Origin of the sequence: Flavobacterium jejuense (genome assembly GCF_006491595.2) — a bacterium.
Classification (GTDB): domain Bacteria; phylum Bacteroidota; class Bacteroidia; order Flavobacteriales; family Flavobacteriaceae; genus Flavobacterium; species Flavobacterium jejuense.
The window spans coordinates 312505-334188 of the sequence record NZ_VEVQ02000005.1 but is presented as its reverse complement, the minus strand read 5'-3'; the positions used below and the strand labels follow the sequence as shown (position 1 = coordinate 334188).

The 21684-nt window shown below is 31.1% G+C and carries 23 protein-coding genes, 1 other RNA gene and 1 pseudogene; 9 read left to right on the top strand and 16 right to left on the bottom strand.

Annotated features, from left to right (window positions below):
- Window positions 1-56 precede the first annotated feature (56 nt).
- The 3 genes from FIA58_RS09950 to FIA58_RS09940 all read right to left on the bottom strand — a co-directional run bounded on the left by FIA58_RS09950 (window position 57) and on the right by FIA58_RS09940 (window position 2330).
- Window positions 57-839, bottom strand: coding sequence for a hypothetical protein (locus FIA58_RS09950; protein ID WP_140962328.1), 783 nt, complete (start codon window positions 837-839; stop codon window positions 57-59).
- Window positions 840-999: 160 nt separating this feature from the next.
- A complete protein-coding gene (locus tag FIA58_RS09945) occupies window positions 1000-1443 on the bottom strand; it encodes a hypothetical protein (protein ID WP_140962327.1) in 444 nt (147 codons plus the stop codon).
- A gap of 107 nt (window positions 1444-1550) precedes the next feature.
- Window positions 1551-2330: a hypothetical protein gene (locus FIA58_RS09940; RefSeq protein WP_140962326.1), complete on the bottom strand. Its 780-nt coding sequence runs from the start codon at window positions 2328-2330 to the stop codon at window positions 1551-1553.
- Between the two features lie 372 nt (window positions 2331-2702).
- On the opposite strand from FIA58_RS09940, the gene FIA58_RS09935 reads away from it, so the two are divergent.
- Window positions 2703-3470, top strand: a complete 768-nt coding sequence (locus FIA58_RS09935) for a DUF3667 domain-containing protein (protein ID WP_140962325.1) — start codon at window positions 2703-2705, stop codon at window positions 3468-3470.
- A gap of 284 nt (window positions 3471-3754) precedes the next feature.
- On the opposite strand, the gene FIA58_RS09930 is transcribed toward FIA58_RS09935, so the two are convergent.
- Together FIA58_RS09930 and FIA58_RS09925 are read right to left on the bottom strand one after the other, a co-directional pair.
- Window positions 3755-4597 carry a hypothetical protein gene (locus FIA58_RS09930; RefSeq protein WP_140962324.1) on the bottom strand — a complete coding sequence of 281 codons (843 nt, stop codon included), beginning with the start codon at window positions 4595-4597 and terminating at the stop codon, window positions 3755-3757.
- A gap of 127 nt (window positions 4598-4724) precedes the next feature.
- Window positions 4725-5141 carry a DUF2846 domain-containing protein gene (locus FIA58_RS09925; RefSeq protein ID WP_140962323.1) on the bottom strand — a complete coding sequence of 139 codons (417 nt, stop codon included), beginning with the start codon at window positions 5139-5141 and terminating at the stop codon, window positions 4725-4727.
- Window positions 5142-5273: 132 nt separating this feature from the next.
- On the opposite strand from FIA58_RS09925, the gene FIA58_RS09920 reads away from it, so the two are divergent.
- Window positions 5274-6233 (top strand): substrate-binding periplasmic protein, encoded by a 960-nt coding sequence (locus FIA58_RS09920; protein ID WP_208022791.1) that lies wholly within the window; start codon window positions 5274-5276, stop codon window positions 6231-6233.
- A 156-nt stretch (window positions 6234-6389) separates the two neighbouring features.
- Here FIA58_RS09920 and FIA58_RS09915 read toward each other — a convergent pair whose 3' ends face one another.
- From FIA58_RS09915 to FIA58_RS09890, 7 genes and pseudogenes are all read right to left on the bottom strand, one after another.
- Window positions 6390-6890, bottom strand: coding sequence for a hypothetical protein (locus tag FIA58_RS09915; protein ID WP_140962321.1), 501 nt, complete (start codon window positions 6888-6890; stop codon window positions 6390-6392).
- A 381-nt stretch (window positions 6891-7271) separates the two neighbouring features.
- Window positions 7272-7697, bottom strand: a complete 426-nt coding sequence (locus FIA58_RS09910; protein ID WP_140962320.1) for a hypothetical protein — start codon at window positions 7695-7697, stop codon at window positions 7272-7274.
- A gap of 132 nt (window positions 7698-7829) precedes the next feature.
- A complete protein-coding gene (locus FIA58_RS09905; protein WP_140962319.1) occupies window positions 7830-8231 on the bottom strand; it encodes a hypothetical protein in 402 nt (133 codons plus the stop codon).
- 286 nt (window positions 8232-8517) lie between these two features.
- Window positions 8518-9021: a GNAT family N-acetyltransferase gene (locus FIA58_RS09900; protein ID WP_140962318.1), complete on the bottom strand. Its 504-nt coding sequence runs from the start codon at window positions 9019-9021 to the stop codon at window positions 8518-8520.
- Window positions 9022-9712: 691 nt separating this feature from the next.
- A complete protein-coding gene (locus FIA58_RS09895) occupies window positions 9713-9937 on the bottom strand; it encodes a hypothetical protein (RefSeq protein ID WP_243754658.1) in 225 nt (74 codons plus the stop codon).
- 6 nt (window positions 9938-9943) lie between these two features.
- Window positions 9944-10054, bottom strand: a pseudogene (locus FIA58_RS21815) (FAD-dependent monooxygenase); the annotation flags it as partial.
- Window positions 10055-10132: 78 nt separating this feature from the next.
- Window positions 10133-10492, bottom strand: a complete 360-nt coding sequence (locus FIA58_RS09890; protein WP_140962316.1) for a flavin-dependent monooxygenase — start codon at window positions 10490-10492, stop codon at window positions 10133-10135.
- 205 nt (window positions 10493-10697) lie between these two features.
- Here FIA58_RS09890 and FIA58_RS09885 point away from each other — a divergent pair, with 205 nt between their 5' ends.
- Genes FIA58_RS09885 through FIA58_RS09865 form a run of 5 tightly spaced genes read left to right on the top strand, consistent with a single transcriptional unit; the run spans window position 10698 to window position 18382 of the window.
- Entirely contained in the window at window positions 10698-12959 is a 2262-nt protein-coding gene (locus tag FIA58_RS09885) for a tyrosinase family protein (protein ID WP_140962315.1), read from the top strand.
- A gap of 12 nt (window positions 12960-12971) precedes the next feature.
- Window positions 12972-15170, top strand: a complete 2199-nt coding sequence (locus tag FIA58_RS09880; protein ID WP_140962314.1) for a LodA/GoxA family CTQ-dependent oxidase — start codon at window positions 12972-12974, stop codon at window positions 15168-15170.
- A gap of 18 nt (window positions 15171-15188) precedes the next feature.
- The gene (locus tag FIA58_RS09875; RefSeq protein WP_208022790.1) at window positions 15189-15632 is read left to right on the top strand and encodes a hypothetical protein; all 444 of its coding nucleotides are present in this window, start codon (window positions 15189-15191) and stop codon (window positions 15630-15632) included.
- A 3-nt stretch (window positions 15633-15635) separates the two neighbouring features.
- Window positions 15636-16739 (top strand): NAD(P)/FAD-dependent oxidoreductase, encoded by a 1104-nt coding sequence (locus tag FIA58_RS09870; RefSeq protein ID WP_140962313.1) that lies wholly within the window; start codon window positions 15636-15638, stop codon window positions 16737-16739.
- A 23-nt stretch (window positions 16740-16762) separates the two neighbouring features.
- Window positions 16763-18382, top strand: coding sequence for a hypothetical protein (locus tag FIA58_RS09865; RefSeq protein ID WP_165928893.1), 1620 nt, complete (start codon window positions 16763-16765; stop codon window positions 18380-18382).
- 54 nt (window positions 18383-18436) lie between these two features.
- Here the strand turns inward: FIA58_RS09865 and FIA58_RS09860 are convergent, their stop codons facing one another.
- Complete coding sequence (locus FIA58_RS09860; RefSeq protein WP_140962312.1) at window positions 18437-18727, bottom strand: hypothetical protein; 291 nt, start codon at window positions 18725-18727, stop codon at window positions 18437-18439.
- Window positions 18728-18845: 118 nt separating this feature from the next.
- Between FIA58_RS09860 and rnpB the strand changes: the two genes are divergently transcribed.
- An RNA gene (rnpB, locus tag FIA58_RS09855) (RNase P RNA component class A) lies at window positions 18846-19173 on the top strand.
- Between the two features lie 158 nt (window positions 19174-19331).
- Window positions 19332-19526: a hypothetical protein gene (locus FIA58_RS09850; RefSeq protein WP_140962311.1), complete on the top strand. Its 195-nt coding sequence runs from the start codon at window positions 19332-19334 to the stop codon at window positions 19524-19526.
- On the opposite strand, the gene FIA58_RS09845 is transcribed toward FIA58_RS09850, so the two are convergent.
- From FIA58_RS09845 to FIA58_RS09835, 3 genes are read right to left on the bottom strand one after another with little or no spacing between them, the layout of a single operon-like run.
- Window positions 19527-20111 (bottom strand): RsmD family RNA methyltransferase, encoded by a 585-nt coding sequence (locus FIA58_RS09845; protein WP_140962310.1) that lies wholly within the window; start codon window positions 20109-20111, stop codon window positions 19527-19529.
- The gene (locus FIA58_RS09840) at window positions 20108-20920 is read right to left on the bottom strand and encodes a DUF3822 family protein (RefSeq protein ID WP_140962309.1); all 813 of its coding nucleotides are present in this window, start codon (window positions 20918-20920) and stop codon (window positions 20108-20110) included. The genes FIA58_RS09845 and FIA58_RS09840 overlap by 4 nt, the downstream gene beginning before the upstream one ends.
- Complete coding sequence (locus tag FIA58_RS09835) at window positions 20904-21662, bottom strand: hypothetical protein (RefSeq protein ID WP_140962308.1); 759 nt, start codon at window positions 21660-21662, stop codon at window positions 20904-20906. Before FIA58_RS09835 ends, FIA58_RS09840 begins: the two co-directional genes overlap by 17 nt.
- Window positions 21663-21684: the final 22 nt, after the last annotated feature.

Below are 21684 nucleotides of genomic sequence, written 5' to 3'. Positions count from 1 at the left end.
AATATCTATCTCTTAAACATCTAAACGCCTATTTTTATTACGATGTTGTGTAGTGTTTATCCTATTTTAAATTTTATCAAAACAAGTAGTATAATAATATTAAAAGGAAGCAACCACCATACCCATCTAGTATTGTTATTACCAAAAATGGAGTCTGATATGAATCTATCCATTTTATTATAAAGCTTTGTACTTGCTTCAAGTTTGTTGTTTTTTGAAATATCTTCTTTTAAATCAATAAGCATTCCAACAAATGGGATTTTGTTTAAAATAAGTATGATTCCTTTACGTAGAAATTTTGGAGTTTTTTGATATTTTGAGTTAACCATTTTTCCAAAATCTAAGGCATTTTTTAATTGATTATCAGTTAAGTTTACTTTGCCTTGGAATAAATTTTCAACTTTATCGATTATTAACTCGCTTATCTTTTGAAAAAATGAAGATAGATTTTCATAAATAACTCTCATTGTATCTATTATAACATATTGATATGTTCTATATGCAGAATAAATTGTGATGCCCAAGCCAATAAGTAAAACAAGTAGTATAATTACTATTTTTGTAAACTCAAAATCTGTTGATAGTAACCGACTAATAGCATAAAAAAATAAAATAGTATTTGATAAAGCAAAAAGAAATAGAACTGTTAAAAAACGTTTTACTCCATTTACACCTAATTTTCCACCTTCTTTAATTAGTCTCCAAGGTTTATTAAGCAATTCCAATAGTTTGTTGTTCTTTTCTTCATTTTCAGGAAGATTGTCAAACTCTATTTCAAATTTTTTTTCTTCATTACCATTTATTTGGTAACTCCCTTCTATCGAATATTTCTTTTTCATTCTTTTGTTTTTACTACTAAATAATGGTTTAAGACTTGTGTTAGTTGCGTAAATTTAGGTCAAAAGATAAGAATTATTAAGCTTTTGATGTAATTTTTAGAGAAAATTTTGAATACAAGCCGAGTCTAGCAATAGCTAAAATGGCTGTTAGTATAAGTTTTTAAGAATCCCATTCTAAAAAGCCGCAGATAAAATGATTATTTAAACAAAACACTGATTTTCCACCTGACGCAGCTAATCCACTTCCAGTTGTCCAATCTGTAAAACAAACTTCATTTTTAAAATATTCCTTCTCGCATTTTTTACAATAAATCGAATGGAAATCAATCTTACGAACAATTTTCATTGAAAAAGAAGAAACATAGTCTTCATTATTTCCGAAATCAATATCAACCTTTTCAGTCAATCCTTCAACTAATTTTGCTTTTAGTTTACTTATTTCTCTAAATTCAATGTGCCTTGGTGCATCTTTTGGAAGTTTTTTACAGTAATTGTGATAATATCTAATTTCCTGATCATATATTTCAATAAGTTTAGGAATTTCAATTTTAATTACTGAAACGAATTCTTTTTTTTCATAAAAATTAAATTTATAATGGTTCATATTTAGGAAGTATATTGTGGTAAAATTTCTTTATCATTATTAGATTCACTCTTGTTATTTTATTTCCAAATAGTTTTCTAAATCTAGCAATTATTAAAAATGATTTTTTAGCGACAGTTTTCTCTACATTGTTCCACTGTTTTTGAAATGGAGTTTTTGGGTATTTCTAACCATTTATTAATTTCGGTTGTATTATTCATGTATAAATCATAGGTTGTGGTTTTCTTTAGCTTTTCCATTTCCTCTTCATTATCTTTACATGTTTTAAGTTCCTCTTTAAATTCAATCAGATATTCTCTTGTGTGTTTTAACCAATCCATATTTGCAAATTGAATAGTTGAATTTTTTAAAATATACAATCTTAAAATGTCTTCTTGCCAAGAGTAACTTAATTGATTATCACAATCTATAATTATACATTGATTTTTAGGTAAACCATCTAAAAAAGGAGTTAATTGATTGTTCCAAGTTACATCACCACTTATGCTTCCCCAAATTTTATATTCTAAAGGATTTTCTGCAACTTTTCTAATTGGTAAACCATAAAAATAAGGTTCATACGATTCATCAAGGATTTTTAATCCCTCATCATCATCTACAACAGAATAGATGAACTCAAAGAAACTATCAATTAAATTAAATTCTGCTTTATACTTTTTTGAGTTTCTAGAGATATTTCTTGTTGATAATTTCGAAGTAGTACCATCTTTTTTGAAATAACTTATAATAAATCCTCCACCATCAAGAGCAGATTCTGATTTATGAATGTTTGAATTTGGAATATTTTGATTTAATTCTTTTTTGAATTTTGTTACTTGTTGACTAGTAAAACTGTATATTTTTATTGAAAGTATTTTCTCTTTATTTTTAGGTATTTTATGCTTCATTTTACAAAACACCTTATTTTTATTAAAATCAATTGTATACTGTGTATCGTAATGTTTAAAATAATTAAAATCCAGTATCACTTTTTCAATTGTATTGTCTTGTGCCATAAGATTGTAACAAAATAGGGCGAAGAATAGGAATAGTGTATTTCTCATTCAAAAGGTTCAGTTAATAATGAAAAGAACTCATTAATTTGTATGTACAAGCTACTATAGCTTTAGTACAAGTTCAAGTTATTTTTAATTCTTTTATACCTACAAACATAAACTATCCTTTTTAGTTGTACAAGATGTATTCTAAGTAAAACAACAGACTATTTTTGAGTATTCAAAAAAAATTTAATATATATTTGAAAAATAAATCATCAAACCATGGAGTGTAAGAATTGCCAAAACCAATTAACTACTAATCAAAAGTTTTGCCCAGAATGTGGCGGAAAAGTAATTGTAAATAGAATTACTTTTAAAACAATTTCTGCCGAAATTTTAGATAAGTTCTTTAACATTGATAATAAATTTTATCAAACCTTTCTCACTTTATTAAAGCAACCACAAGAGGTAATTAATGGTTATGTAGAAGGGAAAAGGGTGAAGTATTTTAATCCCATTTCTTATTTTGCTTTTGCTCTAACTTTATCGGGTTTGTATTTTTATTTGATACAAAAAGGTTTTATAGATTACAGTAAAATGATGGAGGCTACTGTTGCTTCTTATGATAACGAAACGCAAAAAGAAATGGCGTTAAAAATAAATTCGTATATAGCAGAGTACTCTAATGTTATGGCTGTACTTTTTATACCTGTTTATGTATTGTTTTCTAAAATTTTATTTTCAAAATGCAAAGATTATAACTGGGCAGAACATTTTATCATTAACATTTATCTCTATTCTGAAGCTACTATCATTACCACAATTGTTTTACTTTTCTCAGCTATTAATAGCAAACTCATAGTAACTATTAACATGCTAATGTTTTTGTTTCAAATGTTTTATTTTGCGTATGCCTTTAAAAAAATATTTGGGTTAAGTAGGAAGACATTACTTTTACGAACCCTATTCTTCATTTTATTAATTGTAGGCTTCTTTGCTTTACTATTTATAATTAGTATTGCTATAGGTATTCTCATGGAACTTAAATAATAAAATTTCCTCTTAATTATCTCGTTTGGTTAAATTTTTTAATTTTTCTTAAAGATTAATTACACTAAATAACAAAAAAAGGTATTTACTAAATGCCATGAAAACCAAATATTCAGATTAAGAATTAAATTATATTCTATTTTAATCGTTTAAATTATAGAGTTTTACGATTCACTTCTAAAAATTTATAAATTTAAAAGATAGAAGAAATCGATAGAAAAAATGGGTGTTCTATATAGAAATAAAAACGGTTTATAATTCTACTTATAAACCGTTTTAATTATCTATCTTTTACTACCAAAAGGGGCTCTTTTTATTAAATAACTTATCGTACTATGATATTTATCTAAACCTGCCGCAAAAGGTTTTCGAGCTGCGGAATAAATACTAGAGCCTTTATCATTATAAATATCAATAGTTATTTTAGAATTGAAAGTATCTGTTGTTGTAGAACTTCCTGAATTGATTTCTGTTCCCTTTCTTCTATTGTCATCTTTCTTAGATTTATAAGTGCTTACAGAAGACCCTGTAGTCCTAGTACCTGTGTTCTCAATTTCATAAGACCCTAAAACGACATACTCAACACCTAAAACTTCGGCTAATTCAGTAGGGAGCATATTTTGAAGGTCATTCACTGTAATATTATTTTTCGCTAAAGTAGCATTCACTATCCTTACATCTATTACATCAATCATAGGTGATTCTTGTTTGATAATATTGGAACAATCACTCTGAATTTGTCTGCTAAATGCGTCTTTATCTACAGAATCCATATTGGTAATAATTAAAAAAGGCACAACAGCCATTTTACCTTTTCTATCTGATGCATTTGAAATAGGATTTGCTTTAACATCACTTGGCTGTTTTGAAAATTCCTGAGTTCGTCCACTCGCAAAGATAATTTTACTGATTTCATTCTTTTTAATTTCGTATTTTAAAGTTTCATTACTATAAATAAACGAGATAACGTTTTCATTAATAGCAACTACTTGGCCTTTTTTTTCTTCCCCATCAAGCATCACGATTACATCTGTTTTATCCTGAGAAAAAGTGGAAATGGATAAAAAGAAGATAAAAAATGAAATAGCCTTATAAATAAAGGAAACGGTTTTAAATGAATTTTCCATAGATTGTAAGTTTTAATTAGCAATATAGTAACCACTATTATTGAAATAGGATTTATAAAATAGTTCTAGAATTAATAAATTATAATTTAAAAACAGTAAAATAGCAGGTATATATTTGTACTATAGTTTATAAACAATCTTTTTGTTCATTTAATTTAGGGATCATTTTTTCTGCTGTGTGATCGGTAATTTCTATAAAAGAACTCGATCCTAATACAGATCCAGGTGTTTCAACATTTAAATAGTAGGTTTTATTGGGTTCTAATGTTAATTCAAAATGATCAATGTCAGTTTTTGCATTGGAACCACTCATTTGAACGGAAAATTTATGCAATCCAGGTGATAAAACAGTCTTAATATAATGTTGGTTTTTAAGCTTACACTTAAGTGCATCATCAACAAATACTTTAAACTTTGTTAATGCTCCCATTGATTTCGTATTTCTTATGATATACACGGTGATGGCATCAGTTTTAGTCTCTTCTTGAGAATAAGAAGCTGTCAATATAAAAATGGCAGCCAAAATGGTAAGGATTTTTTTCATGTTTTCTGTTTTTTTGTTTTGTTAAATTTAAAAAAAATAAAATATAGTAGCAAGAAATAAAGCTAATTTTGTATATTTCAGTACTTTAACTATAATCTTATGAATATTTGGTTCCATAAAAAAAATCTTTCCTTGCTTTTCATTTTAGGTGTTTCTCTAGTAATACATGCGCAAATTTTCAACTTGAAATTGGCTTCTGATGCATGGCCACCTTTTACAAATGAGAGTACCAAAAAGTCCTTAGCATTAGATATTGTTAATGAAGCATTAACTAGAAGTCAAATTTCGGTTGATCATGAGATTATCGACTTTGAAAAGGTCTTAACTGCAATTAATAATCAAGAAATCGATGGATGTGGAGCGATATGGAAAACTTCAGAAAGAGAAGAAACATTGCTTTTTTCTAAACCCTATTTAGAAAATAGATTAGTACTTGTTGGATTAAAGGGTAGAGATGTTAGCTTTACAAAAATAGCGGAACTTACAAGATATAAAATAGGTTTAGTAGCAAACTATGCTTATGATGCCAATGTTTTAAACGCTCAAAATTTTGAAATTGTTTATAGTAAAAATGATCAGGAGAATCTTGAAAAATTGTTTGATAAAACAATCGATTATATGTTGGTTGATGAGTTATTAATTCATTATCTCTTCAAACACCAAGTAAATGATGTTGAAAAATATTTAAGTATTGCAGAAGTTCCTTTTCAAATTAAAAAGCTCCATTTGGCTATCAGAAAAAATATACCAAACGCTTCTGAAATTATGAATCGTTTTAATCAAGCCATTCATCAAATGATTATAGACGGAACCTATACTAAAATTCTAAACGTGAATAGCATTCAAACAGATATAGATGGAGACGGCATAACCGAATTGATAATTAATAGTAACTATACTAGCGATGAATTACCAAAAAAATCCTATCCTTTGTTTTATGGACAACACGAAAAAGTCGCCAAAACTAAAGTGTATGTAAATGGAAAACAGTATAAAGACTGGAATTTAGCCTATAAAAATAAAAAGTGGCATACTACAATAGAAGCCTCTACTGATATTTATAATCCAGGGGTGAGAATTAAGACCAATTAATAGGGTACAACTTCTTCATAATTAACGTTATAGTTTTTCAATCACACTGATAAATATACTTCAAAAAAAAAGAGTGCCTAATAAAGACACTCTTTTCGAGTAATAGTCAAAATATTGAATCTATGAATTACACATGGCAAGAAAAAAGCGCGACTATTACTCTGATAAATTCGTTTCGTTTTTTGTATTGAGGGTGCTACTAGCAGAGGTATTCGGAAAAAACTGTCTCAATTCGTCTACTTTTCCAGTATAACCTGGGGTTTTAGTACTCGATTTGTACTTGCTGTAATCATAATCCGTAAGAGCATCCTGATAGTTGTCGTAATCGTGTACAATTTTAAAATCACTCAACATTCTTGTTAACGTTGCCAAACGGTCTAATCGGGTATCTGCAAAAACGCGATCTTGATAATCGTCTTCAAATTCTACCCAGTCCACATCTGGTGAGGCTAAAGATGCTTGAGTTTGTTGGAACTCTCTACACTTGTTGACCAATAACTTATTGGTCTCTTTAATGCTACCAAACTTCTGACGTTCTTCAGAAGATAAGTTTTGAGTAACAGCGGTCAAATTTGCTTCGATGCTGGTTAAGGCATCATCAATAGCTTGTTTCTGAGCTGGAGTAAGATGGTATACTCCTAAGTTGTTTAATGACATATTTGTATATTTTAATTGTTATAAGAAACTATTTACAAACGATGTGCCATAAATTGTAAGAAATATGTTATAGATATGTTAAATAGGTGAAAAAACATAAAATTTTATGTCTCTGCGTTAAAATTTTATGTTCCCGAGATAAAATTTTACGTCTACCAACCTAAAATTTTAAGTCCCGGACTTAAAATTTTAAGTTCCTGAGATAAAATTTTAAGTTTCTGAGATAAAATTTTAGGTTATTTGGGGTGTTTTTGTGGTGAAGTAGCAAGTAGCGGGTTTAAAATAGAGTAGGATGTAAGTGAAAACTGGAAACTTGTGGAAAGTAATTGGTAATAAAAATCAAAAATAAAACTTTACAATATGAAGAGAGAAAAATTGCTACTAATAGTCAAATTCTCCACATATTTTACTAAATGGAATTTCTTTTATAGCCTTTACTATCTCTTCATCAATTGGAAAAGCATAATCTTCTTGAAACCAAATAATACAAAGACTTGAAAACATTTTATTAGTATCTCTAAAAACATCATTATGCCATAATTCTGCCACACAAGTTACTCCAGGTAGCGCAGCAGGATTACCAAAAGGGTATTTCCCATCATAATCTATTGGCATTTCTTTAGGTTCAATCAAATAGATTTCTTCCATATGAGAAAACTCTTTTGCTTCTATCTTAGTTCTTTCAATAATTCTAGCATTCATTTTATCATTTGGAATTCCTTCCAATAATCCACCGTAAGTATGCCATTGTTTGATACTTTTAATGGTCACTTCTTTATTGTTTTCAATGATAAGGTAACTATTCATGTAAGTGTTATTTTTTATTTAAGTTAATGGGTATAATGTTTTTTTTGTATCAAGGGAATAAATTTAATGCAAAAGATTATAAGTGCAATACTCCTCGTGGAATTTTAAATAAAAAACATAGAGATAATTGTTTTATTCAATCAACTTCAAGCACTGTTTTGCATAGGATTTAAAGTGTGTTTCAAAAGGAATCAATTGCTTCTTTTTGATACAATAGGTTAGTACTTCATTACAGTTTAACCATTCTTTATCTTCAACATCTTCAACACTTGATTTATTAGCTGTAGCGTTTAAATACAAAAGACCATTTTCAATGCTCCAGTTTCCTTTTAATTCTGAATAATGAATCTCATGATACTTATAATGATAGCAACGATAAAAGTTTCCATTATTATACAAAACCAGACTGTCTAACTCAGAATAGTGGAATAGCTTTTTTTGCTGTTCTTTTTTAAAGGTATAGATGGATTTGACTTCTTGTGCAGATACATTTAAGAATAATCCAAAAAGGATTAGGAAAAGGGCTTTTTTCATAGGTGTTTAATATATTCTTTACCGGCTTTTTACTTGCGTCTACTGAGTAAATTTAAACTAAAAGTTTACAAGTACAAACGAAAGGTTTATCAAAATTCCAAAAAGTAATAGAAGAAGTGTTTTTTTCATGGAGAGTTAAATATTATAATATAACGGTTTGGGGCTTTGCGCTTGGGCGACAAATTGAAGCACAAAAGTTTAATTGAAAAACTGTTGATGAATTTAGCACTTCAGTCCACCTAATGCAAAACCCTTGTTAGCGGTTTGTGGTTTCTTTTTCTTAGTTTTATTTTAAGTTTAATTTCATTTGGTCTTCATTAAAATATTTTCCTTTCCATTTTATTGCGTTATTTTCTGAACCAAATAGTACAAAGCCAAATTTTTCGTAGAGTTTTTTTGCATTGTCATTATTTGCAATTACTGTCAAATTGATTTGTTCAATGTCAGATATTTTTTCTACTCTTTCAATTAGTTTTTTAATTAATATTTTGGCAATTCCTTGTCCACGAAAGTCTTTGGAAACATACATTCTAAATAGAATACCTTTATGTCTTAATTTTTCTCTATCTCCACCGTCACGTGTAAAACTTACAATACCTGCCAATTCCTTGTTTGAATATGCTCCAAGTGTAAAACTGTCAACTTTGTCTTTAGTTGGGAAAGGAGCATTTAAGTCGTCATTAGGGGTAATCCTAAAATTTTCTTCATCATTAATAAGCCCGAAAGCTAGAAATTTTTTATACTGATTAACTTGGTCAGCCTTAATCTCTTTAATCTCTATATTATTCATTTTATTTGTTAGTTGATGAGTGTCGTTTTATAATGAATCGCTAACGTTTTCTCACTACAAGCAGTTTAGGACTAAATTAAACCCTATTTTTCGGATTTGCCAAATCTTTTAAATACAAAACCGACTATAAATTAAGCCTAATATCCAAATTGTTTGTAGCATGTAGCTCCATCAAAGATAACAAAAGGCAACATTAAAAAGAGTACTTTTTTGTAAATTTAGTCATGCAAGGAAAAAAAGAACTCAAATCCAAAATACTCTATCAAGTTCATTTGATCGACTTGATTCTGGTGCATAATTTTACGGAATGCTTGATAAAGCCATTAGTTTTAGGTTTCTATATAAATCCACAAAAATGTATTATGGACAAGAAGGACAGGAGAGTATTGATCCTGTTGTCTTCTTCAAAATATGCTTAGTAGGCTATTTGAATAACATTAATTAATTCTGATAGAAAACTCATAGAGTATTGTTCCAACTGTTTAGATGTTTGTTTATTCGTTGCGATATTGATGAAGTTTTACCTTGACATAGTACTATTTCAAGAACCCAACAACTATATGGTGAAGAAGTATTCATGGAATTGTTTGAAAAAGTTTTGTCTTTGTGTGTAACAAAAGACATGGTTCGAGGCAAACGTTAAGCGGTTGATAGTGTTTTTATTAAAGCGAATGCTTCTTTTTTGATACATTTATTTGGGTAAGTTTTTAGACCATAGTTTTGCTATATTTTGACTTGCAGTTTTATAATCCGTTATTTTTGCGTTTTCATTTCTTTGTTCGCAAAATGTTAAGTCTTCATTAAACAATGATTTTGCAAAATCTCTTCCTGACATTGTGATTGTCGTAGTTTTTTCAAATCTTATTTTTTGAAATTCACTAAAAACACTTTCTGTTGTTTTTGACTTTTCTAACATAGATGAAAAATGCCATGCATCTTCAATCGCTTGACAAGCACCTTGTCCTGAAGTTGGTAAAGCAGCATGTGCAGCGCCTCCAATTAAACAGACATTATTTTTATACCATTTGGAAATAGGATTGTGATCAAAAACTTCAATATATTTAATACTTTCTTCTTTAGTTAATTGTATGGTTTCTTTAATTTTTGGTGATCAGGAACCAAATATTTTAAGTAATTGAGTTTTATTATTCCGGTTTTTGAGAGAAGTATTTAAAGGCAAAGATTTTCCTCCAGTCCAATATCCTTTGTATTTATTTATAGGTACAATTCCAAAACGTTCTCCTTGACCCCAAAAGTCCAAGACGTTGTTTTCTAAAAAAATAGGTTTGTTACTTTCTAATATTCCAATCCAATTGACAAAGTTTTGATAAATCGGTGTATTGTTTCCATTAACGTATTGTCTGGCAACCGAATTCATTCTTCCATCTGCTCCAATTATTATGTCAGCGTTTATTTTAATAGTATTCTCAAAAGTTAGAGAAGCTCTATTTCCCTGATTAGATAAAGGCAAGGCTTTATGGTTAAAGTAAATAGGGATTGACACTTAGTGAATGCCATAATTCAAAACTTACAACCTAGAACCTACAACCCACAACAGATTACAGCCAACAGAAAACCGACAACTTCTTCCAAAAACAGGTATTTCTACCTATAAATATCCGCTTATTTCTTTGTTCCTTTGGGTAAATGAAATCCGAACGATAAACAAACTAAACATGGCAAGTAAAACAAATGAAAAGTCATTGTACGACCAGGTAGTTTCCATTTTAGATACACTACAAGGGAAAACCATACCCAGTTATCAAGGCTTATATGCTTTTTGGCAAAATCCCGATACTTTTTTAAATGCTTCTTTGTATGGTCAGCGATTAATTGCACCTAAAAACGATGGCACTACTATAGTGGCTTCTTCTGGGTGTTGTGGTTCTTCTACTACTAGTACTGAAGCAACTAAAAGTGCCAGTCCTGTCAAAACAGAAGGATGCTGTAGTTCACAACAAGACGCTACAGTTCCTTTGGATACGAAACAAAACATAACGGCTTCAACTAGTTTAACCTCTACAACAGGAACAGCAGATTGCTGGCCTTCTGGAGGTTCTGGAGGAGGAGGTTCTTTGCCAACGGTAAAACGGAGTGCCCAATCGGGTATTATTATCGGTTTAAAAGGACAATATCCTTTTGATGGCACTATGTTTCCAAGATTATTATGGGACACGGAAAACGTGGCTACAGTAGCACAAATACAAACCATAGCCAATTGGATTGATGCCGATTGTCCATTAACATTGGAAGAAGAAAGAGCGAACAAATTGCAATTGGTTTCATTTACGAATGCAAGCAATCTAGTAGCTTTAGCTCGTGGTGAAATGCTACACCAGCAAGCTACGGTTTCTACCAATGCTAGTAAAGAATCGGTCAATGGGTTAACGGTACGAAAAGAGATTAGTTCGTTGTCTCCAGAGGAATTAGGCATTTTTCGCGAAGCCATTAATTGTATGAACCAATACAATGCGTATTGGCAAGACGATAGAAGCTTTGATTATTGGGCACGCATTCACACCAATTCGTGTCAGCACGGTTGGGAACAATTTTTACCTTGGCACCGTTTGTATTTGTATTTCTTCGAACAAAAATTACAAGATTACGATAAGAACATTACCTTACCCTATTGGTCATGGACCGATTATGCGGATGTCAACAAAACTACTTTTAATAATACGCAATTCGATTTAGGAATTATACCTGATGCTTATGGGTGTTTTTTAACAACAAAAGGCTTTGATAAGTTAAATACAAGTAAAGCGACTGATGGTTCTGCTTTATTTTCTCCTAAAGAGATTACTGCTTTGGCTAATTTGACTAAAAAAGGTACTATCTTCAATTCCGGACTTCGTTTTCTAAAAGCAGCTGGTATTAATTACGAAATCATCAATCAAAATAATACGGCTATTTGGTCTCAAAAAATCAATGTGTTGTATACGGTTTTAAAAGAAGTAAATCCGTTATGGTTTCCTAACAGATGGCCAGGAGCACTAAATGGAACTGCAGGCATGTCGCAATACCCAACCAAAGATGATGTAAAACTTATTTTAGACATTAACAGTTATGCCGAGTTTGGTGGAGGTTCTGCTTATGATCATTATTTTGGAGCTTTGGAAAAAGTGCACAATGGCATGCATAATTTCTCAGGAGGAACAAATCCAAATTATCCCGACAACAATCCAGAATGGGTAAAAATATACAAACAATTAAACCTAACAGCAGATCCTCAAAATGTAGACAATCCTATTTACGGTTGGATGACGGATAATCGAACGACTGCTTTTGATCCTTTGTTTTGGGGACATCATTCTAATGTGGATCGAATTTGGGCACAATGGCAAGAACAACATAACGGTACACCACTAGACATGGATGCAGTAATGGCTCCTTGGACGTTGACGATTAAAGACGCAATGAGTGTGCAGAAATTAGGTTATACCTATATGAGAGATTCTGTTTTCTATAAAGTATCTAATGAAGTAGGGTTAACCAAATTTAATGCAGCACCAGCAAATGTTTCTCAACATACCTTGGAAGCGCATCGTAAAACCGAAATTGTGTTGCATAAAGTACAAGTAGGAAATTTAATGAACGCTTCTATAAGAGTGTTTATCAATACTCCAGATGCTTCTGTGGATACACCTATGGCTGATAACGATAATTTTGTAGAGCAATTTTCCACGTTTAACGGAAGTTGTTTTGGTGGTCCAGGCCATTGTAATTTACCTTTACCTAACACACGTAGATTTGATAGAAGACCCTTACACAATCATGAACCAAGAAACTACAAAATTGATGCTACCGCTACAGTACAACGTCTTTTAAATAAGGGAGCCAAAAATATTACGGTGCAACTAGTTATTGTAGGTTTAAACGGAAAACCAGTGGAGAATGCCGTATTTATAGAAGGCGTTTCAATTAATTTCATAGATTAAAAACACAAACAAATGAGCAAATCATATACTACATTTAAGATACATCCAAGTATTGGAATCGCGAGATTAGGAAATTCTGATCAATTTTACATCGCACCAGAACAACCAGGAGCTTTGCCTATTGATTGTGATGCTTCTGGAAAAGAGAAACAAGATAAAGCAGGAAATCCTGTACGCGTATCTTCTTTTAAAGATGATAATGATTTATCTAAAATTAAAAAGCAAGCCGCACGATTTCGTGTTTTTGCTTATGAAGATGAAAAGGATAAAAACGGAAAAGAAATCAAAGTAGGCGGCAAATATAATTTTATTTACCAAACTGCTGTTACTGCTCCTAGATTAGTAGAGGGTACCGTAACAGATATCGATTGGACCGTGCATTTGGCCAATAAAAAGGCTTCTTGGTACGAATTTCAAGAAACCAATGGACAACATGGATATGCTCCTGATCATCCTTTACGTAACCCAGAAGTAACCCAACCTGATTTAAGAAGGCAATTAATCATTGACCCTGGACCAGTTACTGTGAATTTAAAAAATAACCAAGGGGCTTTTGCTAAATTTGGTTCTGAAAGTAAGAAACTAGATACTAGTAAGAATAAAAAAGTTTCTTATCCACAGACTTTTCCACCATCAGATATTAAACCAAATGCAATTGAAACTTTAGGAAGTTTATTTGTGAACGAACAAGACAAGAATATTCGTTTGCTAGTTTTAGGAGGAAATGGGAATTCGGGTTCGACTAAAACACCAGTTATTGAAAGTTTTGTGAATAATAACGGTTGGTTTGACGATACTTCAGATGGCCCTGTAACGGCTAAAATTGAATATACCTTTATTGATATCACTTATGATGGAGATAAGGAAATTAAAACTAAGACCAAAGCCAGTATGGATGTTCAAATTCCTGCTTGGGTCGTAGTAGGTTATCCTAGATATGCTCCTGAAATGGAAGATATGATTACAATGGATGAAACTATGTATGATATTTTTGTAAGAAACATGGCTTATGAACCAAGATTATTTGGAGTACCACCTTTCGATACAGAAAATAATAGTCCAGCTACGAAAGAAGAATTTGATTTGTGGAAAAATGCTGCTCGTTTTAATCCTGATTATTATCCGAAATTTTACAGAGACATTTGGCCTATTTTTAGAAGACCTTATGAACAAACCACTTTCACTATGACTTTTGACCCTAGTGATGGAGGAGATCCTCATAATAGAGGTACAGGAGGTAATTTGAGTCAGACCGCGCTTTCGCAACCGCCAAGTAATGGTGAAGATCCTAATTTTCAACTGAGACAATTTGTTTTCGGAATCATGAGAGGTACGAATCAAACCAATGAATATACGGTGGTTGGGAATGCTAAATCTCCAAACAAACCTCGTTTAATGCCAATGCTTTGCGGTAATAATCCATTAACAAATGTTTCTGTAGATAAATTCTTAGCCATGCGACCTACGCAATTATTCTTTTTAAAACAATGGGCAGCTGGTAAATTTGTTAATGAATGCCAAGAATGGGAAGAGGGCAATCCTAATTGTTCTAATCCTTGGGCTTTACCGCCTACAACAGGAATTGGAATTGATCGAGGTGTTTTAGGAAATGCAGTTGGAGGTGCTTTTTGTCCAGGTGCAGAAATGACTTGGATTATGAAAAATCCAGCGATTTATAGTGAACCTTTTAGAATCAAACATGCTTCTTATATTCCAGGTGCATTAAGTATTCCTCAACCAATAGCAGATAAAGATGGTAGCACTGCCCCAGATCTTGAAAAAGGGTTAGAACCAGGAGATTTAACCAAATACATAGGAGTACCATGGCAAGCTGATTTCCATGAATGTACGGATCAAAATGTAGATGTCACATATGAAAATTGGAACAACATCTATCCAGATTCTACAGGTGACCCAGTACAGCAACAAACGGCTTATAATATCCCTTGGTGGCCTGCTCACAGACCTATAGTAGTTTTTGATTCGAGCGGTTCTCAGGTGTATTGGGCATCCGGAATTCCAGATAATAATGCAGGTGATTTACAAATGGTACAAGCATGGAAAGACTTAGGTTTTTTAATAGCTAGTGGCGATGGAAATAACAGGTCGTTTTCTCAAATTGAAAGAAATGACGAAGCTTTAGGAGCACCTGTTAAACCAGGAGATCGTATTTCTGGACAAAATACTACTCGTTCGAAATCGAGAAAATAATTAAAAAAAACAAAGAGTATGAGTACAACTATGAATGCAGTTCCAGAAGTTCTTACGGGACTTTGGACGTACAGAAGTTTTTTAAGTAATCCAGACGTAAGTGCTGATTTTGATTCGTTAGAATTTGGAAGAGGAACCATAAAAATTAATGAAGGTCCTATGCAAACTTTAGATGGATTAATTTTTGGTCCAGGTTGGGAATTAAAATTGAGCGGTTCTATAGGTTATGGCAATCCTTTTACGATACAATTTCAAGGAAAAGGTGTAGTAGGTGGTGCCGAATGGATTTATAATTATGTGGGCTATTTTGTACCCAATTGGGTGAATGGAGTGGATCAAGTTCCAGCTATAGTAGGAACCATTGTGAGAGTAATTCCACATCCAACAGGAGCTAATGGACAATCTACAGCACCTGCAGGGGTTGTAGCACAATGGATAGCTGTAAAACAAGATGAAGTATAAAAGATGAGGTATGATGTAGTAATAGTAGGAGCAGGAGTAGCAGGTTGTGCTACGGCATTGGCTATAAAAAAAGTGAATAAATCACTCAGAGTTGCTATTATTGAGCGAAATAAAAGTATAGAAAATCCATTTAAAATTGGTGAAACCTTACCACCTCAAACATCCAAGCAATTCCAAAATTTAAACATTTGGGAGGCTTTTTTATCGTGTAACTTTTCTTCTTCTTATGGTACTTCTTCTTTATGGGGTTCTAATGAGTTGTATACTAATGAATATATTTTTTCACCTTATGGATACGGTTGGAATTTAGATAGAAATCGGTTTGATCAGTTTATGATGGAACAAGCCAAGTTAAAGGCAGTTGATTTTTATTTTAATACAAGTTGTGTGTCTTCTGAATTAGAAAATTCTCAATGGCAATTAGAATGTGAATCGGATTTCAAGAAGGTTTTTGTTACTGCTTCATTTGTGGTTGATGCTTCGGGTAAAAAAGCAGCTTTTTCTACTCTACAAGGCATTAAAAAAGTCAAAAGTGACAAACAGGTAGGTATTTATCGTTTTTATGATGTAAAGCAAGATAATGAAGTCAAAGTAAAAGAAGGAATTGTTGTGGAAACAAATGAAAACGGTTGGTGGTACAGTGCGACCTTACCAAATCATAAATTAGTATTGGGTTATATGACTGATTCCGATTTGGCGAATGACTTAAAGATAAAATCAGCAGCTAATTTTGATACTTTATTACAAGAAACCAAGATTACTAGAGAAAGAACAATATCCTTTAAAACTAAAACTACCCCATTTTTAGTAGCAGCACAAACACAATATTTATCAACTTCTGTAGGAGAAGGTTGGTTAGCAGTTGGTGATGCTGCTTCGAGTTATGATCCTATTTCATCATTAGGAATATACAAATCGTTAGTCATGAGCCAGTGGGCAAGTTTTGCAATTATTGATTCGCTAAAAAAAGTAGAAAATGGATTAAAAAAATATAACCATTTGATAAAACAAGATTTTCAACTTTATGAGGAAAAGAGATTGGGTTATTATCAGCAAGAAAAACGATTTTCAGAAGCTATTTTTTGGAAAAGGAGACACTACAATTAATTATAAATTTAAAACTAACCAACATGAAAACAAAACAGAAAAAAGGTAGAAGAAATAAAGCTATGAATTCCATTACTATGTTTGCTATCTTAGTAACAGTAGTACTTTTCGCTTCATGCGAAAAAAAGAAGGATAAGTATGAGAAAATAAAAGAACCTTTTGAATTATCAGCGAATATTCCAGTAGATGTGAATCCGGAATTACAAGAGCGATTGAAAAAAGAGGGCGATATTTATCAATTAAATGAAGTTTTTAACCAAAATAGTTGGAAAACATTTGTTGCTGTTTTTTGGCCAAGAGATAAAGAGGGTAAAGCAAAACCTAATTTCACAGATGAAGGAAAAGCTACCTGGTTAGGATGGAAAGAAGCTTTTCAAGTATACAGAAAGGATGGAGGAGTACCTGCACCTTGGGAAAGTCCAAGAGAAAAAACAGGCTATAAAAATCTTACAGCTAGTATGTTGGAAGAAAGTACAGTTAGAGTCTATTTGTCTTCAGAAACACCTACACATAAAATAAGATCTAAAAATGTTGCTGATGAAACTGATCAGGCTTTTGCAGGAAAATTATTTGATCAAAATGGAAATGAAGTGTACTATGAAGTATTGATGAATAAAGAAGAGTTTGATTATGTTGTAAAAAACAAATTGTATAATATCAATGGTCAAATAGCATTTTCTAAAAATGGAGCAATTGCTAATTTTCCAGCTGGAAATTATAAAAAAGATTCATTAGGAGCTGTAGAAATTAAATTTGCTTGGAAAATCTTAAATGATACGGACCACAAAGAACGTTATTATAGAAATTGGGGTTATGTTTTTGATGCTTCTGGGAATTTGGTAAAAAAAGAGTTAGGAATGATTGGGTTTCATATCAGTCAAAAAACACCAACAGGAAAGCAATGGGTTTGGTCAACTTTTGAACATATTGATAATTTAGATCAAAATGTAGTAGAAAAAGAGGGTAAAAAAACTATTATTCATCCGTCATTAACGGATCCAGAATGTGAGATCTGTCCTGTAAATGTAGATGTCACAAATGGAGGGACAACCTTTACTCATAATACAGGTGTACATGGTGATTATTGGACCATTTCTGGAGATACTACCGATAAATACTTTGCAAACAGTGAGGTGATGAAAACACAAGCGAAGCGAATGGTAGATATTCCTATTCGTGTGCAACAAATTAATAAAAAAATGCAAGCGTATTTTAAATCACAAAAAAGTGTTTTCCAATATTATCAATTAATTGATACACAATATCCATTAAATCAAAATGCTGTTCCAGATTCACATACAGAAGAAGGGTATAAATTACCTGGTTCTGTAACCAATAAATCAGGAGGTGAGCCTAATATAGCCTTGTTAACCAATATCACTATGGAAACCTTTTTTCAAGGCGGAAATCAATCTGCTTCAAATTTAATGGAAGCAAATCCTGCAAGTGATATTACTGTTTTTGGTACAGAAAGTTGCATTGGATGTCATTCAAGTGCTGGAATTTACAATGGAGTTAGCAATGGACAATTTACTACAGCAGATCAATTGTCTGGAGATTTTAGCTGGTTATTAAGTCAAAAGGCAGAATGGGATGCTAAAATTCCAAAATCAAACGCTTATGAATTAGATACCCAAAAATAAGAATTACAGATAAAAACAAAAAAGGTGCATTTTAACTATAAAGCGCACCTTTTTTTATTCTTTTATAGCCAATTTATGTAGAAATTTGATGACTTCTGCAGAGGAGTCTGATGAAGAGCCATTAACAAAAACACCTTTTTTACCTTCTTTAGATTGAATTCCATAAACCCAAGATTCATCATCAGGATTGGTATTTCCTTCATATCGATATACATGATGAATTTCAAAATATTCTGGGTTTTGTTCAATTTCGTGCTCATTAATATTAAAATCATACTCGTAACCTTTTTCTTTTAATAATGCTAAGGCTTCAGACACTGACGCGTAATGATATCTTTCTTTCATAGTTGGTTATTTTAATTGTTTTCCTAAAGTTACCAATTTTATAGTTATTTACATTTAAAGTAATGTTAAAGTGGAACTAATTTTATTATTTTCAGAATTAAATTTATTGTAAGTTTGCACCGCAGACCGCCTTATCGTCGTTTCGATTTATCGGAAGGGAGGAAAGTCCGGACACCAAAGAGTAGCATAATGGGTAACGCCCATCCATCGAAAGGTGAGGACAAGTGCAACAGAAAGTATGTACAGATAATGCTGTAGTGAAACCAGGTAAACTCTATGCGGTGAAATGCCAAGTATATCAACAATTCTAGCTTCGGTTAGATAAGAGCGACTCGTTCGATGTTGAAGGGTAGGCAGCTTGATTTCAATAGTAATATTGGAACTAGATAAATGATAAGGCTCCGATTTATTGGAGACAGAATCCGGCTTATAGGTCTGCTTTTTTTATTATCTCTTAAAATGTTATTTATACGTTAAATAATCAATTATCATTCTTCTTAAAATTTAATTTTAGCTAAATTTGATAAAATCCATATCATAGTAAAGTAGGTGCTATTTCACCAATTTTATTAGTAATGATGGTTAATCTATAAAAAAATAACGTATGAAAACTCAAAATTTAAAAATTGAATTAATGAAGCAAATTCTTTCTATTGATAATGCAGAAATTATTGAAAGTATTGCTTTGTTTGTGGAAGAAAAATTAGAAAATAGTGATGAAAAATTCTATTTTGAGAATGAAGATGAAACTCAAAAAGGAATAGAAACTATTCTAAAAATGGTTAAAGAATTTAAATGATTAAAAATCTTCTTCATTTTCCTCTTTAACAATCTCTTCTTCATCAAAATCAAATTCAAAAAAGGAGAAAACAGTCCCTCCATAATGTTTTGAGAATGAAAAATTAATTAAATGATCTAGTTTTGTGTGCTTAGAATGTTCAATAATAAGCATACCCTCTTCGTCTAAAATTTTATTTTCAAATATCTGTAAAGCTATTTTTTCAAAATTCTCTTGTGTTAAATCATAAGGAGGATCTGCAAAAATAATGTCAAAAGAAGAGTTACATCTTTCTAAATATTTAAAAGTATCCGATTTTATGGCAGAAATATCTAAGTCTAATTCTGTTGCTATTTTTTTAATGAATGCAATACAACCTAAATCTGCATCTATGGCAATAACACTATTGTTACCTCTTGAAGTAAATTCATACCCTATATTTCCAGTTCCAGCAAATAGTTCTAATATTTTTAAATCGCTAAAGTTGAAATAATTATTAAGGATATTAAATAAAGCTTCTTTTGCCATGTCTGTTGTAGGTCTAACAGGTAGTTTTTTAGGAGCTTGTATTCTTTTTCCTTTGTGTTTACCAGAAATAATTCTCATGAATGAAAGAGTATAAAGTTATTGCGGATTTCGGTTTCAGTTTTGTCTAAAATTGTAATCCATTTATTGACTTGTAATAAATTACAATTTCTGATAAACTTATACGCGATTTTAAAATAGTCATCCGTTTTCTCTATTAGCCCAAATAAATGTACTAAAACGGATTCTGGATTCAATTGTAATTGTTCATATGTAAATAAAATATAGTAAATAAAATCTTCAGGAGTTGCATATTCAAATGAATTAAAAAGCAATAATTGTTGATTTTTTACTACAACAATTTCAAAGTGACCTTTTTGAATATGAACAAAAACTTCTTTTTCATCATTTCCTATAGAAATATCTAGTATTTTTTTTACTAGTATCGAATTTACGTTTTTATAATCGAAAGAAGCGTATTGGTCCAATAAGAAATTGTTAATATTTACATATGGAACATGTACATTACTTAAATCATAATTATCTAGTTTGTCAAATGCGAAGAAGTCATTATCAAATACTTTTACGTTATATTGAAGATAACTACCTAAAAAATTAGAATCAAATAACGAATTTGGGACAAAGCTATTTAAACAATTGTCATGTAGTACAATAATTTCATCGTATGCATTAGAAAGAATATTGTTATCCACAAAAACTTTCCATAATTGCTCTTCTATTACATTACTTTTAATGAATTCTACAGTATTGAATGCAATTATTTTTTTTGTAATTAAATCAAAAACACAAAAAGAAAGTCCACTCAGAGAAACCTGAATGGACAACTTTTTATAATTTTTGGTTGTAATATCGTTAGTCGTTATTACCATATCTTTTTGGCCAGTTTCCAGATAGAGTTACGTCCACTAAAGAACCTAAAGTAATTTTATCACCGTTAATTTCGTTGATATCTTCAACTTTACTTTCTTGAGCTAATAAATCTTGATCTAAATCTGCTAAAAGTGCATTTTTATCTATTGTAGCTTCAAAAACAGGAAGTTTAGTTTCATTTCTGATAACAAAACTTGTTTTCATTTCTACCGGTACTTCGATATCTTTATATTTAACTGAACTTAAATTTCTGTATCTGTCAGTTCCTCTAAATAGAGAATCTTTAACTGAAACAGTACCAATTTTATTAATGATTACAGTATCTTTGAAGAACCCTCCTTCACCTTTTTCATTTACTGTAAGGTTAAAAGCTTTATTTTTCTTACGATCAATTATAGTAGTATCTCTTCTTGTTATTATATCAAAAGTCCCATTATCAATAAAAGTTACTAATTTATCAAACGAATCAGCGTAATCACCATTGACTTTTTTATAGCCTAATTGTGCTTTTTTAAGATCCATTAATGTTTGAACAGCAACTTTATAACGGTCATTCTTAGCTTCATCAAAACGAATTGGTTTCATAACAGATTCATAAATAAGATATGCTAAGAAAAAAGTTGCAGCCCATAATAGTATAGAAACTATAGGTCTAGCTCCACCTGGCAGAAATTTATCAATCAATTTAACTAAGCCTAGTGCTACAAGGCATGTCAGAATTACGGAAAGGATTAGTAACATTTATATTTATTTTTTTAGTTAT